Genomic DNA, 14,450 nt, shown 5'->3' with positions numbered 1-14,450 from the left:
GTTTCCCTTCACCGCAGTAACCGTTAGCTCAGTGAAAGACAACGCTCGGGAGGGCCCCGCATTCCCCGACGGTCAGTGTTGCTCGGCTCGTGCGTCGCCCCGCAGCAGTTTTCCTTCGCGGTACCGCTGCGCGCTCCCGGGCAAGTCGCCCTCGATTCCGCTCAACCACACCGAGACACGGCCGGTGCCCGAACCGCTCGAACCGACTTCGTCGACGCGTCGCACCGTCTGGTTGGCCACCGCCTCGGCGCTGTCGAACATCGTGACGCCGCCCGGCAGCTGCGAGACGATCCGGTCCAACACCAGTGGGTAGTGCGTGCAACCCAGCACGATCGATTCGACGTCCGCGGGTGTCGCGGCCACGGCCGCGGTGATGGCGGCACCGATCCCCCGCTCGTCACCACGGTCGATCGAATCCGCCAGACCGTGGCACGCCACACTCGTCACCGTTCGGTGCGAGGCGAACTGCTCGATCAAACGCCCCTGATAGGCGCTCGCGGTCGTGGCCGCCGTCGCCCAGATCGCTATCCGATCACTCACCGCTGCAGCGGGTTTGATCGCCGGAACGGTACCCACCACCGGAATCGTGTCACCGAGCGCGGCCCGAACGTGACTCAGCGCCGTCACACTGGCGGTGTTGCACGGCAGCACGACCACCTCGGCACCGAGTTCGACGGCATGCCGAGCGGTTCCGACCACCCGGTCGATCACCCACGCATCCGGCTTCGGACCCCACGGAGCGTTGTCGGGGTCCATCATCAGCACCAGATCGAGCTCGGGGCGCGCTTGTCGTAGCCGCGCAGCCGTCGGGAGCATCCCGAGGCCCGAGTCGATCAGTGCGACGATCATGCCAGCGCTTGCTCGACGTCACCGACCAGATCGGCGCCGTCCTCGATACCGACCGACAGACGCACCAGATCGTCGGGCACCTCGAGCAACGAACCGGCCGTCGAGGCGTGGGTCATCGCACCGGGATGCTCGATCAACGATTCGACGCCGCCCAGAGACTCGGCGAGCGTGAAGATCTCGGTCTTCGCGCAGAAGTCCAGCGCAGCCTGCTTACCTCCGGCCAGACGAACGGAGACCATCCCGCCGAACCGTCGCATCTGCTTCGCGGCGACAGCATGAGACGGGTGAGATTCGAGCCCGGGGTAGATGACCTGCGAGATGGCCGGATGCCCGTCGAGGAATTCGACGATCTTCTCGGCATTGTCGCTGTGTCGCTCCATCCGCAGCGCGAGAGTCTTGATGCCGCGCAAGGTCAGGAACGCGTCGAACGGTCCGGGAACGCCACCCGCGCCGTTCTGCAGGAACGCGAAGGCCGTGTCCAGTTCCTCGCTGTCGGTCACCAGGGCGCCGCCGACGACATCGGAGTGTCCGCCGATGTACTTGGTCGTCGAGTGCAGCACCACGTCGGCACCGAGGCTCAGAGGCTGCTGGAGATACGGCGACGCGAAGGTGTTGTCGACGACGAGCTTGGCCCCACCCTCGTGCGCAACGCCCGACAATGCCTCGATGTCTCCGACGTTGAGCAGTGGGTTGGTGGGCGTCTCGACCCAGACGAGCTTGGTGTTCGGACGCATCGCCGCGCGTACCTCGTCGACGTCCGACACTGCAGCCACCGAGTATTCGATGCCCCACTGGGTGAAGACCTTGTCGATCAACCGGTACGTGCCGCCGTAGGCGTCGTTGGGGATGACGAGGTGATCACCGGGACGCAGCGCCGAGCGCAACAGGCAGTCCGTGGCCGCCATGCCGGAGGAGAACGCGCGACCGTAGGTGCCGGACTCGATGGCCGCGAGATTGGCCTCGAGCGGCCGACGCGTCGGATTGCCGGTGCGCGCGTACTCGAATCCACTGCGCATGCCGCCGACGCCGTCCTGAGCGAAGGTGGAGCTGGCGTAGATCGGCACGTTCACCGCACCGGTCAGCGGATCCGGCTCGTAGCCGGCATGGACCGCCTTGGTGGAAAAGCCCTGCCAGGACGTGTTGTCTGCCTTGCTGCGCTGCTCACTCATGGCCTCCACCCTAATCGGCCTGCGTCGCCGCGCGGGGGCGTGGGTAACCTGCGAAGACAACCCCCAGCGGAAAGAGGCACCGTGGCCAACTCCCAGAGCGTCGACGAACTGTTCGCGATCGATTCACTCCTCGACGACGAGGAACGTCAGATCCGGGACACCGTCCGCAAGTTCGGTAACGAGCGCATTCGTCCGCACATCGCCGATTGGTTCGACGAGGGCACGGTGCCGGCGCGCGAGCTGGCCAAGGAGCTGGGCTCGCTGGGCCTGTTGGGCATGCACCTCGAGGGCTACGGATGCGCCGGAACGTCCGCGACGGCGTACGGCCTGGCCTGCCTCGAGCTCGAATCGATCGACTCCGGCATCCGATCGCTCGTCTCGGTGCAGGGCTCGCTCGCGATGTTCGCCATCTGGAAGTACGGCTCCGAGGCGCAGAAGCAGCAGTGGCTTCCGGGAATGGCCGAGGGATCGCTGATCGGCTGCTTCGGGCTCACCGAGGCCGATTACGGATCGAACCCCGGCGGCATGCTCACCCGCGCCAAGCGCGACGGTGACGACTGGATCCTCAACGGCAGCAAGATGTGGATCACCAACGGACCCGTCGCCGACGTCGCCGTCGTGTGGGCTCAGACCGACGACAAGATCCGCGGATTCGTCGTTCCCACCGATACACCGGGATTCACCGCCAACACCGTGAAGAAGAAGCTGTCGCTGCGTGCCTCGATCACCGGCGAATTGGTGTTCGACGACGTCCGACTGCCTGCCGACGCCATGCTGCCCGAGGCCAGCGGTCTGCGCGGACCTCTGAGCTGCCTCAACGAGGCGCGCTTCGGCATCGTCTTCGGCGCGATGGGCGCGGCGCGGGACTGCATCGAATCGGCGATCGAGTACTCGCAGACCCGCGCGGTGTTCGACAAGCCACTCGCCGGGTACCAGCTCACTCAGGCCAAGCTCGCGAACATGGCCCTCGAGCTCGGCAAGGGCCAGCTGCTCGCTTTGCATCTGGGCCGACTCAAGGACAAGGGCGAACTGCCGGGCGAGCGAGTGTCACTGGGCAAGCTCAACAACGTGCGCGAGGCCATCAAGATTGCTCGTGAATGCCGAACGATATTGGGGGCCAACGGAATCACGCTGGAATACCCGGTGCTCCGTCATGCCAACAACCTCGAATCCGTCCTCACCTACGAGGGCACATCCGAGGTCCATCAACTCGTGATCGGCCAGGCACTGACCGGAACCAGCGCAGTGCGGTAGAGCGGCTGCGCCGCATGTGAACGGAAACTCGTAGCAGGCTACGAGCTTCCGTTCACATGCCTAGGCGCCCTTGCTGAGGAATCCGAGCAGGTCGTGGCGAGTGATGACGCCGACGGGCTTGCCTTCTTCGACGACCATCAGCGCATCGGACTCGCCGAGTGCCTTGGTGGCGTCGGAGACGGTTTCGCCGGCACCGATCAGTGGGAACGGCTCACTCATGTGCTTGGCGACCGGGTCTGCCAACGCGGCGCGACCTTCGAAGACCGCGCTGAGCAGATCGCGCTCGGTGACGCTGCCGGCAACCTCGCCTGCCATGACGGGAGGCTCGGCACCGACGACCGGCATCTGCGAGACGCCGTACTCGCGCAGGATCTCGATGGCGTCGCGCACGGTTTCCGACGGGTGGGTGTGCACCAGATCCGGCAATGCGCCGGACTTTCCGCGCAGCACCTCGCCGACGGAGGTCTCGTGAGTCTTGCCGTCCAGACGCGAACGCAGGAAGCCGTACGAGGACATCCACGAGTCGTTGAAGATCTTGGCCAGGTAGCCGCGGCCACCGTCGGGCAGCAGTACGACGACGAGGGCGTCGGGACCTTCGCGCTCGGCGACCTGGATCGCGGCGACGGCAGCCATGCCGCACGAACCGCCGACCAACAGGCCTTCCTCGCGAGCGAGACGCCGGGTCATGTCGAACGAGTCGTTGTCGGAGACGGCGATGATCTCGTCCGGGATGGACGGGTCGTAGGCGGTCGGCCAGAAATCCTCGCCGACACCTTCGACGAGGTACGGACGCCCGGTTCCGCCGGAGTAGACCGAGCCCTCGGGGTCGACGCCGATGACCTTGACCTTGCCGCCGGAGACCTCCTTGAGGTACTTGCCGGTGCCGGAGATGGTTCCGCCGGTACCGACGCCTGCGACGAAGTGCGTGATCTTGCCGTCGGTGTCGGCCCAGATCTCGGGACCGGTGGTCTCGTAGTGGCTGGCCGGGCCGGCCGGGTTGGAGTACTGGTTGGGCTTCCAGGCTCCGTCGATCTCGCGGACGAGTCGATCGGAGACGCTGTAGTAGCTGTTGGGGTCTTCGGGTGCGACAGCCGTGGGGCAGACGACCACCTCGGCTCCGTAGGCGCGCAGCACGTTGCGCTTGTCCTCGCCGACCTTGTCGGGGCACACGAAAACGCACTTGTAGCCACGCTGCTGAGCGACCAGGGCGAGACCGACGCCGGTGTTGCCGGACGTGGGCTCGACGATGGTGCCGCCGGGCTTCAGTTCCCCTGCTGCCTCGGCCGCGTCGATCATCTTCACCGCGATGCGATCCTTGGACGAACCACCCGGGTTGAGGTACTCGATCTTGGCCGCGACAGTGCCTGCACTGTCGCCGACGACGGTGGACAACTTCACCAACGGGGTGTTGCCGATGAGTTCGGTGATGTGCTGTGCGATGCGCATTGCTCCATCTTCCCAGATGCACCTGTTTCACTCTCGGTCACGGCCGTCGATACCCCGCATACGATGGTGACAACGGCACGAGGAGAGGGATCGATCTGTGACGGCGAGCGGATGGCGTACCGCTGCTAAAGCGAGCGCCGCGACAGTACTTGCAGGCTCCGGAGCAGGGACTGCATCCTGGGCCGCGTACCGACATCTGATGGCGCAGGCCGCGGCGGCCCGCGGCGTCATCGGGCGCACCACCGCCAAGCCACCGGAGGCGGACGGCGTCTACACCGCGGGATGCGCGGCCCCGGAACGGTGGCGGATAGGAAATTCAGCAGATATTCATCTGATGATCTTCGGCGACTCCACCGCTGCCGGCGTGGGCTGTACCGTAGCCGACGAAGTGCCCGGCGTACTGATCGCCCGCGGACTGGCCGAGGAAACCGGGCAACGAATTCGATTGAGCACCAAAGCGATTGCCGGTGCCACCTCGAAGGGGCTCGAAGGCCAGGTCGACGCGATGTTCGTCGCCGGCCCGCCCCCGGACGCGGCGGTCATCTTCGTGGGCGCGAACGACGTCACCAAGAAGTTCTCCATCCCGGCGTCGGCGGCCCGGCTGGGCGACGCCGTCGAACGATTGACGGCCAAGGGCTGCGTCGTGGCAGTGGGCACGTGCCCCGATCTCGGTGTCGTGACGGCTATCCCGCAGCCGCTGCGCACCGTCGTCCGCAATTGGGGTCGACGTCTCGCCAACGCCCAGACGGCCAGGACTCTCAGCGCCGGCGGGCATCCGGTGGCTCTCGCCGATCTGCTCTCCCCCGAGTTCCTGGCAGCGCCCGACACCATGTTCTCTGCCGACCGCTTTCACCCGTCGGCCGCCGGGTACGAGCTCGCCGCTCAGCAGATTCTGCCGGTACTCGCATCGGCGCTGGGCGTGTGGCACGGCGGCCCGTTGCCCGAGCTGCCGACCGTGTCCGCTGCCGCCGAGTCACGCAAGGCCATCCCCCGCGCGACGGCCGCGTTCGATCGCTTCCTGCGCCGGAGAAGCGCCGAGCTCGACGCCGAGATCGTCACTGCGTCGGAGGATCTCGTACGTCGTGCCGGTGACCGATCGGCGGGGTTGTAAGTTCGGACAGGAGACATCGCCTACCCGGCGGTAGCACTGAAGTCACGCAGTATCGATTCGAAGGAGATCTCATGCCAGAGGCAGTCATCGTCGCCACCGCGCGCTCACCGATCGGCAGGGCCATGAAGGGGTCGCTCAAGGACATTCGTCCCGACGACCTCACCGCCCAGATGGTCGCCGCAGCGCTGGCCAAGGTGCCCTCGCTCGACCCGAAGGACATCGACGATCTCCTCCTGGGCTGCGGTCTGCCCGGCGGCATGCAGGGCAACAACCTCGCGCGCATCGTCGCAGTGCAACTCGGCTACGACTCGCTGCCCGGAACGACCATCACGCGCTACTGCTCCTCCTCGCTGCAGACCACCCGCATGGCGCTGCACGCGATCAAGGCAGGCGAGGGTGACGTGTTCATCTCCGCTGGTGTCGAAAGCGTGTCCAGCTTCGTCCACGGCAACTCCGACTCGCTGCCCGAGAGCCACAACCCGATCTTCGCCGACGCCGAGGCCCGCACCAAGAAGGCGCAGGAAGAGGGCGCGGACAGCTGGACCGATCCCCGCGAGAACGGCGAGCTGCCCGACGCGTACATCGCGATGGGCCAGACAGCCGAGAACGTCGCGCTGCTCACCGGCATCACCCGCGAGGATCAGGACCACTGGGGCGTCCGCAGCCAGAACCGCGCCGAAGAGGCCATCAACGCCGGCTTCTTCGAGCGGGAGATCACCCCGGTGACCTTGCCCGACGGCACCGTCGTCAACACCGACGACGGCCCTCGCGCCGGCACCACCTACGAGAAGATCAGCCAGCTCAAGCCGGTCTTCCGACCGAACGGCACCATCACCGCCGGTAACGCGTGCCCGCTCAACGACGGCGCAGCGGCGCTGGTCATCATGAGCGACACCAAGGCCAAGGAACTGGGCCTGACTCCGCTCGCCCGCATCGTCTCGACCGGCGTGACCGGCACGTCCCCCGAGATCATGGGCCTCGGACCCATCGAGGCGACACGTAAGGCGCTGAAGATCGCGGGCATGTCGATCTCCGACATCGACCTGTTCGAGATCAACGAGGCCTTCGCTGTGCAGGTCCTCGGCTCGGCGCGCGACCTCGGCATCGAAGAGGACAAGCTCAATGTCTCAGGTGGTGCCATCGCGATCGGCCACCCGTTCGGCATGACCGGTGCGCGCATCACCACCACGCTGCTGAACAACCTGACGACCCACGACAAGACGTTCGGCGTCGAGACCATGTGCGTCGGCGGCGGCATGGGTATGGCGATGGTGCTCGAGCGCCTCAGCTGATCCGAGACATCACAACGAAAAAGCCCCGCCCTCCTTCAACGGAGTGGCGGGGCTTTTCGCGTGAGTACTAGTCGTTCTGGAAGTAGCTCAGCAGACGCAGGATCTCGACGTACAGCCAGACCAGTGTGATGGTCAGACCGAGCGCGACGCCCCAGGCTGCCTTCTCGGGAGCCTGTGCGCGGATCAGCTGATCGGCCTGGTCGAAGTCGAGCAGGAAGCTGAACGCCGCGATGCCGATGCAGACGAGGCTGAAGATGATGGCCAGCGGTCCGCCGGAGCGAAGTCCGAAGCCGTCCTCCATGAAGAAGCTGGCGACGAGATTGCCGAGCATCAGCACGACGACACCGATGAGGGCACCGACGACCATGCGGGTCAAGCGCGGGGTGACGCGGATGGCACCGGTCTTGTAGACGATCAGCATGCCGAAGAACACGCCGAACGTACCGAGGACTGCTTGGCCGATGAGGGCGGATCCACCGACCCCACCGAACTCGACGCCGGTGAACATGAGCGACAGCGCACCGAGGAACACACCTTCGGCTGCGGCGTACGCGAGCACGATCGCCTTGTTGTCCATCTTGCGGCCGAAGGTCGCGAACATGACCAGACCGAAGCCGATCAAGCCACCGCCGATGACGAACGGGATGGCCAAGTCGGTGTTGTTGGAGACGAGCAGGTACGAGATGATCGCCGTCACGCTCAGCACACCGAGGGTGATGCCGGTCTTGGTGACCACGTCGTCGATCGTCATGGCCCGCTGTGCGGGCTGCGTGGTGTACGGGTCGGCCTGCGTTCCGGGATGCTGGCCGAAGGTTGCGGCCTGCGAGGCTCCAGCCGTCGCAGATCCGAATGTGGCGTATCCGCCGCCCTGCTGCTTGGGCAGGTTGCGGAACACCGGGTTGCTGGAGGTGCGCACCGTGTCTCTTCCCTTCGTAAGTTCTGATCCCCACCGGGGATCTCCCCGTCGGTCATCAGTAGAACGTCTGACATCCGGACAAAAGTTCCCGAGCGGAGAACTTCTACGACGGACAAAACGGACTCTACCGGGTACCGGGCACACACGCGGAGACGACCGCGTGTGTGACACCGAATCGAAACGGGCAGTATGAGGAAATGGCAATCGAAGACGGACCCGACCAGACCTTGGACCCCAGTGAAAGCGTCGACTCCGACGAGGTGCGCAACGACGACGGCGACACCGTGGTCGATCCCCCCGACCATTGGAGCGAGGCCAACAGCTTCGGCACCACCGCTCGCGAGGCTGCCGAGGGCGAGAGCCTGGATCTCAAGCTCAGCGAGGAAGAACCCGACATCGCCGTCGAGGAGGAACTCGACCGCCCGATCACCGAGACTCCAGACGACGAACTGACCGAGGAACTCGTCGACCACGTCGTCGAGGAATCCGACGAGGATCCCGACATCGACTACGCGGAAGGCCAGCGTCAGGCCGAGATCGTCGAGGGCACCCTCGTCGAGGACCTCGGGCGCAACCGGGGACAGATCGACGGAACTCCCGAAGACGGCGGCCCGGTCACCTGACATTCATCGTTGCTCGCTCGGGCGTACCGAGCGAGCAACGGTGAACTTGCCGTTGCGGCCCATGAGATCGGTGGGACCCACCGCGTCGGCCAGTTCACGCCGGTAGTTCAAGTGTGTGTTGTAGACCGTCCACATCTGTCCGCCCGGTCGCAGCACCCGGCCGGCGGCAACGAACAATTTGCTCGCCGCGCCCGTGTGCACCGCGGCACCCTCGTGGAACGGTGGATTGCAGACCACCAGATCGACCGATTCGGAATCGAAGGTCGACATCGCGTCATCGGCGATCACCGAAATTCGAGTCCCGTTCGCCGCCGCAGTGGCCGACGCCGATGCGATCGCTGCCGCCGAGCGATCTGTCGCGATCACCTCGAGATCGGGCCTGGTCCGAGCCAGCTCGGTGGCGAGAATTCCTGTGCCACAACCCAAATCGACGGCGGTGCGAGCACGCGGCAGCATCTTCGGTATGTACTCGAGCAGAAAACGAGTTCCGATATCGAGGCCGGCCCCCGCGAACACAGCACCGTACGCCACCACCGTCATGTCCACATCGGCAATCCGCTTGCTCACCGGATACGTCATGCCCGACGCCACCGCCCCGGTTGCGGTGAGCACTCGGGCTTTCTGCCGGCCGCGGCCGGCCGTGACGGTCTCGAACGACTTTTTCAGGACGTCGTTCATCGCGGGGGTCATGTGTTTGTCTCGCCCGCCTGCGAGGACGACGACGTCCGCCGACGCGTGTGCCGCGATGTGCTCGGCGATCTCGGTGAGTTCGGCCAGACTTCGTGGCAATTGCATCAGTACTGTGCCCACGCCGGTCAGCAGTTCGGCACCCAGGGTGTGCTGGGTGTAGGAGTCCGACAACGAGACTCGCGCGGCGTTCAGCTCGAGTGCCCGCGCGCCGGTGACGGCGTCCTGATGGACGCGAACCGCGGTGAAACCGAGGGAAACGGCACCGAGGGTCATGGCTCCGTACCTGTCGCCGATCACCGCGATCGGCATGGTCCTGTCGATTCCGGGGAGTTCGGCGACGGTATCGAGGACGAGGCGGTCCGCGGCGTCGACGGCATGGAGGTTCGGTGCCTCGGCGTCGGGCTCACGGCGGAGGGCGTCGAACAGGGATTCATCGGGCACCCGAGCAGTATCCCACCCTGCACACCCACGACAGCCCGCGCGGCGAGTGGCTATTGCGGCGAATCAGGGGCATGCTCGGGGAATGGAACACAAAGACAAGAACGAGGCACTCTTCAGCCATCCTGACGATGCATCGACCGATGCACACGCCGAAGCTTCGAAGCCTGCCGTCTACACCGCCCTGTTCAGCGGCGCGAACGAATGACGTTCGGAACGTAACGAGCAACTCTCACGACAGGTAGCGCAGGTACTCGAGCGCCTTGGTCGCATGCACGTGACCGCGCTCGCTCCGCACCGTCATCCGCACCACTCGGTGCCGATCGATCACGAATGTCGTCCGCTTCACGGACAATAATTGCCTCACATATCCGCGACGGCCCGCGTTCGAGTGGCCGCGTTCGAGCTCTCGGAGCCGACGCCGCCGCGTGAGCCACCCGCCTCTACGCACTCCGAACTGTTCGGCGACCGCCCCGTCGGGATCGGAGAGCAACGGAAAGTCGAACGACCTCTGCAGCGCGAAATGATGGTTCCGATCTCGGGTGTCGGTACTGATGCCCACGCGTTGTGCGCCGAATCTGTCGAATTCCGTGCCCAGGTCCCTGAAGTGACACGCTTCGGCTGTGCAGATGGGGCTGTTGGCCGCCGGGTAGAAGAACAGGACGACCGGACCCGACGCCGTCAGGTCGGACAGCGCACGCAGTTCACCGGAATGGTCCGGCAACTCGAAGTCCGGGGCGGTCTTTCCGATGCGCATGGGGCGAGGTTACCGCTCAGCCCTGCACGAGGGCGGCAGTCAGGCGTTGCCGGAGATCCCGATCGATACCCAGGTGGGTCAGATATCCGCCGAACGAACCGTGGTTCGACTCCATGGTGGCCCATCCGTGCTCCAGATAGGACGCACGAACGCCCAGGATCGCCTCGGTCGGCAGAACGTCGTGGAGTCCGGCCCAGGTCCGGCGGACGTGCGCGAGCAACGGCTCCATCGCATCGTTGCTTCTCAGATAGTCCGCGACGATGTCGTCCTCGTCGACGCCTGCCGCGCGCAACACCGTCGCGACCGTCCACCCCGCGCGGTCCTTACCTGCTGCGCAGTGCACCAGGACACCGCCGCGACGCCCCACGATCTCGTCCACCACCCGCTTGATCGCGTGCGACGCTCCGTCGAGAGTCGAGAAGGAGGCATACGCGCGCATCATGTAGTCCACTTGACTCTGCTCGTCGTGAATCGGGGCCGCCTCGTGTGGGGCTCGCTCGCCCTTCAGATTCTCGTACGGCACGGAGATCGACTCGACGCCGGCGGGAACCCTGTCGACACCGCTTCGTTCGGCCTCCGCATCACCGCGGAAATCGAACACGGTACGGATGCCCAGATCCGCGACAACGCGCTGCCCGACCTCGGTCAACCCGCTCAATTCGGATGCGCGATAGAACAATCCCGGCCGAACCGTCGCCCCGTCCGTGGTACGCACACCGCCGAGATCACGGAAGTTCCAGGCCCCGTCGAGGGCGAATTGATCGTGTACCGGGGCGTCGGGCATGAGTACGACCCTATCGAAGGTGATCCTACGAGCGCGGTGCCAGCCACCGCCGTAGCCGGGCGGTGACGAACGGCATCACCACGTAGACCATCAGCGGTGTGCACATCATCACCACCAGTGCGGTGCGCAGAGCCACGTTCAGGTCGGTCAGATGTGGCGTGAGAACGATGTTGACGAGCAAACTGACGGCGTAGAAGGCCACGCCGATCGAGATCGCCTGCTTCCACCGCGGCGGCGGACCACCGATGACCCGGACGGCGTCGGTGAGGTTGGACTGCGGCTCGAACCATCCCTCCACACCGGAGAGTCGATGGGTCGCAACGTCGTCGGCGATGGGACGGCCGGTGCTGAGCCAGGTGCGCCTGGCATCCGAGCGCAGCCAGGCGTCGAGGTCGTCGTGTGTCTCGAATCGATAGACCACGTGGTAGTCGCTGGAATCACCGGAACTGCGCAGCCAGCCGCCACCGAGAAATCCGGGAAAGGTTCGGACCAGATCCATCCCGCGATCGGTCCACTCCACGAAGTCTGTTTCGTATCCCTGTCGAACGCGTCGTGCGACCGAGGTCGTGACGTGATCGAGCGTGTCGGTCGTGGTCATGACTACCCCTTCTGCGCGTGTTCGTCGCGGATCGATGTGTTCTACACAGAGTGCGGCCAGATGGACCGACTTTCAAATCGAGAGCCGAATCGGAGATCGATGGCTCACGGTCGGGAAAGATGTGACAATTCGTCTACACAGACCCTTTCCGAGCGACCTGGAGTGGACGGATGGCACAGCACCGACCCGAGTACCGTCTCGACGACGTGGACCGACGCATCGTCACCGAGCTCAGCCGTGACGGCAGAATGTCCATGCGTGCCCTGGCCGAGGCCACCCACATCTCGCGGGCGCACGCCTACGTGCGCGTCGACCGCCTCGTCGACGAAGGTGTCATCGAGGGATTCACCGCACGCATCGCCTACGAGAAGGCGGGATTCGGCGCGTCGGCCTATGTGGCACTGTCCATTCGGCAGGATTCCTGGCGAGCCGTCGCCGACGACCTGAGCACCTTTCCGTTCGTCGAACACGTCAGCCTCATGGGCGGCGACTTCGACGCACTCGTTCTGGTGCGAGCTCCGGACACCTCGGCGCTACGCCATCTGGTCCTCGACAAGCTGCAGGGACTCGACGGGATACTGTCGACGCGAACCTGGCTGATCTTCGACGAGGCGATCGGACCGGGCGCGCAGTGGACCGCAGAGACAACGAACGGAAGCAATTCATGACCACGTCCGAGCGAGATCCGAACTCCACCGACGTCATCGTGATCGGCGGCGGAATCGGGGGTGTCTCGCTCGGATACGAACTCGCGAGCGACCGACGCGTCACGCTGCTCGAGCGCGAGAAGACCCTGGCCTTCCACACCACCGGCCGCTCGGCCGCACTGTTCCTGGAGACCTACGGCAACAGCACCATTCGCGCTCTGACGACGGCCAGTCGAGGATTCCTGACGAACCCGCCGGAACACTTCCGATCCGAATTGCTCGCCCCGCGTCCGCTGCTGCAGTTCGCGGCCAGCGGCCGAGGTGACGCGCTGGAGGCAATGTACGCGGACGTCAGCCGACTGACACCGGACGCCCAACTGGTATCCCCGGCCGACGCGCAGACGCTCTTTCCGCCGCTGCGTCCCGAACTGATCGATTGTGCACTGTACGAACCACATTCGATGGAGGTCGACGTACACGCGTTGCATCAGGGATTCGTGCGGGGGCTGCGCGATCGAGGTGGGCGAGTCCACACCGGGGCAGGTGTGACGCAACTGCGACGCATCGACGGACTGTGGCACGTGCACATCACGGACGGGTCGGTCCACACCGCGCCGCTCGTCGTCGACGCAGCAGGCGCGTGGGCGGATGTTCTCGGAGCGATGGCGGGAGCCGATCCCATCGGACTCGTGCCGATGCGTCGGTCGGTGTTCATGGTCGCCGCACCCGACAATCTCGACACCGCGAATCTTGCGACGTTGAGCGACATGGACGAGAAGTTCTACATCAAACCCGAAGGCGCACAACTGTTGTGTTCGCCTGCGGACGAGACGCCCACCGAACCGAGCGATGCCCGTCCGGACGAACTGGAGATCGCGCGGGCGTTCGACGACATCGCCGAGGCGACCACGCTGACGGGCCGGCATCTGCGCTCGTCCTGGGCGGGTCTGCGCAGTTTCGTTCCCGATCGCACCCCGGTCGTGGGCTTCGATCGAGAAGTCGAAGGCTTCTTCTGGTGCGCCGGTCAGGGCGGATACGGAATCCAGACGTGTGCGGCGCTGGCCAGGGTGGGCGCGACGATGGTTCGCGGAGAGCCACTTCCGGTCGATGTGACCGAGCGCGGACTACGGCCGGGAGACGTGGCTCCGCAGCGCTTCGGGTGAGAGGCGCTTCGCGCCACGTGCACGAAAACTCGACCCCTGCTACGAAGTTTCACTCACGTGCGGCGCAGCCGCTCTACCGACGACGCGTCGTAGATCACGCACCGTGGTTCGGTAGATGTCCAGTAGATCGGCGTCCTGTCCACCGTCGACCCGCTCGGCCCAGTCGTCGAAGGCGATGCGCATGACCATGCCGGCACCCTCCACCAGAAGTCGTGCATAGGAACGCGATTCGTGGTCACCGAGCCGTTCGGCCACCGCATCGGTGACGCGGCACAATGTCATCGCGTCGTGGGCGAAGGCCGCGGATCGCAGGTGCGCGTCGGCCCCGATCAGCCGTCGGGTGCGGAGGAGACGATCACGCACCTCGTCCGGTGCGGAGGAAAATCGTTCGACGGATCGCTCGTAGAGTGCTTCGATTCCGGTGATGGTGATGTTCTCCGGTGCCGTGGACGCCAGCCAGGCGTGCAGATCGACGTCCAGCTCGGGGTCGTTTCCGAGGACGGAATCTTCCTTCGACGCGAAGCTACGGAAGAACGTGCTGGGCGATACCCCTGCCCGACGCGCGATCTCGTCGACCGTCGTCGCGGCGCACCCCTGCTTCTCGAACAGGTCGAGCGCGGCGCAGGAGATCTCGAGCTGGGTGTCTCGGCGACGTCGTTCTCGCAGATCCATCACTCGTTCCGTCATCCTCGTCACTCCTTCGGGTTCTCACC

General features: G+C 65.4%; 16 protein-coding genes. 7 read left to right on the top strand and 9 right to left on the bottom strand.

The annotated features are described in order from the left end of the window. Window positions 1–72: 72 nt before the first annotated feature. Window positions 73–849 carry a glutamate racemase gene (locus CH283_RS05065; RefSeq protein ID WP_094639072.1) on the bottom strand — a complete coding sequence of 259 codons (777 nt, stop codon included), beginning with the start codon at window positions 847–849 and terminating at the stop codon, window positions 73–75. Next, a complete protein-coding gene (locus tag CH283_RS05060) occupies window positions 846–2,018 on the bottom strand; it encodes a cystathionine gamma-synthase (protein WP_032376589.1) in 1,173 nt (390 codons plus the stop codon). Before CH283_RS05060 ends, CH283_RS05065 begins: the two co-directional genes overlap by 4 nt. A gap of 81 nt (window positions 2,019–2,099) precedes the next feature. Between CH283_RS05060 and CH283_RS05055 the strand changes: the two genes are divergently transcribed. Next, on the top strand, window positions 2,100–3,272 hold the full coding sequence (locus CH283_RS05055; protein WP_094639071.1) for an acyl-CoA dehydrogenase family protein: 1,173 nt from the start codon (window positions 2,100–2,102) through the stop codon (window positions 3,270–3,272). 60 nt (window positions 3,273–3,332) lie between these two features. Here CH283_RS05055 and CH283_RS05050 read toward each other — a convergent pair whose 3' ends face one another. Beyond that, a complete protein-coding gene (locus tag CH283_RS05050) occupies window positions 3,333–4,718 on the bottom strand; it encodes a cystathionine beta-synthase (protein WP_094639070.1) in 1,386 nt (461 codons plus the stop codon). A gap of 97 nt (window positions 4,719–4,815) precedes the next feature. Here CH283_RS05050 and CH283_RS05045 point away from each other — a divergent pair, with 97 nt between their 5' ends. Together CH283_RS05045 and CH283_RS05040 are read left to right on the top strand one after the other, a co-directional pair. Next, the gene (locus CH283_RS05045; RefSeq protein WP_094639069.1) at window positions 4,816–5,829 is read left to right on the top strand and encodes an SGNH/GDSL hydrolase family protein; all 1,014 of its coding nucleotides are present in this window, start codon (window positions 4,816–4,818) and stop codon (window positions 5,827–5,829) included. Window positions 5,830–5,900: 71 nt separating this feature from the next. Further along, window positions 5,901–7,121 carry an acetyl-CoA C-acetyltransferase gene (locus tag CH283_RS05040; RefSeq protein WP_094639068.1) on the top strand — a complete coding sequence of 407 codons (1,221 nt, stop codon included), beginning with the start codon at window positions 5,901–5,903 and terminating at the stop codon, window positions 7,119–7,121. Between the two features lie 67 nt (window positions 7,122–7,188). Here the strand turns inward: CH283_RS05040 and CH283_RS05035 are convergent, their stop codons facing one another. Beyond that, complete coding sequence (locus CH283_RS05035; RefSeq protein WP_032404782.1) at window positions 7,189–8,037, bottom strand: Bax inhibitor-1/YccA family protein; 849 nt, start codon at window positions 8,035–8,037, stop codon at window positions 7,189–7,191. Window positions 8,038–8,234: 197 nt separating this feature from the next. Here CH283_RS05035 and CH283_RS05030 point away from each other — a divergent pair, with 197 nt between their 5' ends. Further along, window positions 8,235–8,660 carry a hypothetical protein gene (locus CH283_RS05030; protein ID WP_068051629.1) on the top strand — a complete coding sequence of 142 codons (426 nt, stop codon included), beginning with the start codon at window positions 8,235–8,237 and terminating at the stop codon, window positions 8,658–8,660. 3 nt (window positions 8,661–8,663) lie between these two features. Here the strand turns inward: CH283_RS05030 and CH283_RS05025 are convergent, their stop codons facing one another. Continuing rightward, window positions 8,664–9,791, bottom strand: coding sequence for a class I SAM-dependent methyltransferase (locus CH283_RS05025; protein ID WP_094639067.1), 1,128 nt, complete (start codon window positions 9,789–9,791; stop codon window positions 8,664–8,666). Window positions 9,792–9,873: 82 nt separating this feature from the next. On the opposite strand from CH283_RS05025, the gene CH283_RS28650 reads away from it, so the two are divergent. Beyond that, a complete protein-coding gene (locus CH283_RS28650; protein WP_254925592.1) occupies window positions 9,874–9,996 on the top strand; it encodes a hypothetical protein in 123 nt (40 codons plus the stop codon). A 24-nt stretch (window positions 9,997–10,020) separates the two neighbouring features. On the opposite strand, the gene CH283_RS05020 is transcribed toward CH283_RS28650, so the two are convergent. The 3 genes from CH283_RS05020 to CH283_RS05010 are packed head-to-tail and all read right to left on the bottom strand — an operon-like array spanning window position 10,021 to window position 11,927. Further along, on the bottom strand, window positions 10,021–10,545 hold the full coding sequence (locus tag CH283_RS05020; RefSeq protein ID WP_094639066.1) for a peroxiredoxin: 525 nt from the start codon (window positions 10,543–10,545) through the stop codon (window positions 10,021–10,023). A 16-nt stretch (window positions 10,546–10,561) separates the two neighbouring features. Then, window positions 10,562–11,329: a tyrosine-protein phosphatase gene (locus CH283_RS05015; RefSeq protein ID WP_068051635.1), complete on the bottom strand. Its 768-nt coding sequence runs from the start codon at window positions 11,327–11,329 to the stop codon at window positions 10,562–10,564. Between the two features lie 25 nt (window positions 11,330–11,354). Then, window positions 11,355–11,927, bottom strand: a complete 573-nt coding sequence (locus CH283_RS05010) for an antibiotic biosynthesis monooxygenase (RefSeq protein WP_068051636.1) — start codon at window positions 11,925–11,927, stop codon at window positions 11,355–11,357. Window positions 11,928–12,097: 170 nt separating this feature from the next. Here CH283_RS05010 and CH283_RS05005 point away from each other — a divergent pair, with 170 nt between their 5' ends. After that, window positions 12,098–12,595 (top strand): Lrp/AsnC family transcriptional regulator, encoded by a 498-nt coding sequence (locus CH283_RS05005; protein ID WP_094639065.1) that lies wholly within the window; start codon window positions 12,098–12,100, stop codon window positions 12,593–12,595. Beyond that, window positions 12,592–13,737 carry an NAD(P)/FAD-dependent oxidoreductase gene (locus CH283_RS05000; protein WP_094639064.1) on the top strand — a complete coding sequence of 382 codons (1,146 nt, stop codon included), beginning with the start codon at window positions 12,592–12,594 and terminating at the stop codon, window positions 13,735–13,737. Before CH283_RS05005 ends, CH283_RS05000 begins: the two co-directional genes overlap by 4 nt. A 39-nt stretch (window positions 13,738–13,776) precedes the next feature. On the opposite strand, the gene CH283_RS04995 is transcribed toward CH283_RS05000, so the two are convergent. Next, window positions 13,777–14,424, bottom strand: coding sequence for a TetR/AcrR family transcriptional regulator (locus CH283_RS04995; RefSeq protein ID WP_255183088.1), 648 nt, complete (start codon window positions 14,422–14,424; stop codon window positions 13,777–13,779). Window positions 14,425–14,450: the final 26 nt, after the last annotated feature.

Origin of the sequence: Rhodococcus sp. 05-2254-2 (assembly GCF_002259095.1) — a bacterium.
GTDB lineage: Bacteria > Actinomycetota > Actinomycetes > Mycobacteriales > Mycobacteriaceae > Rhodococcoides.
This window is presented reverse-complemented; position numbering and strand designations above follow the sequence as displayed.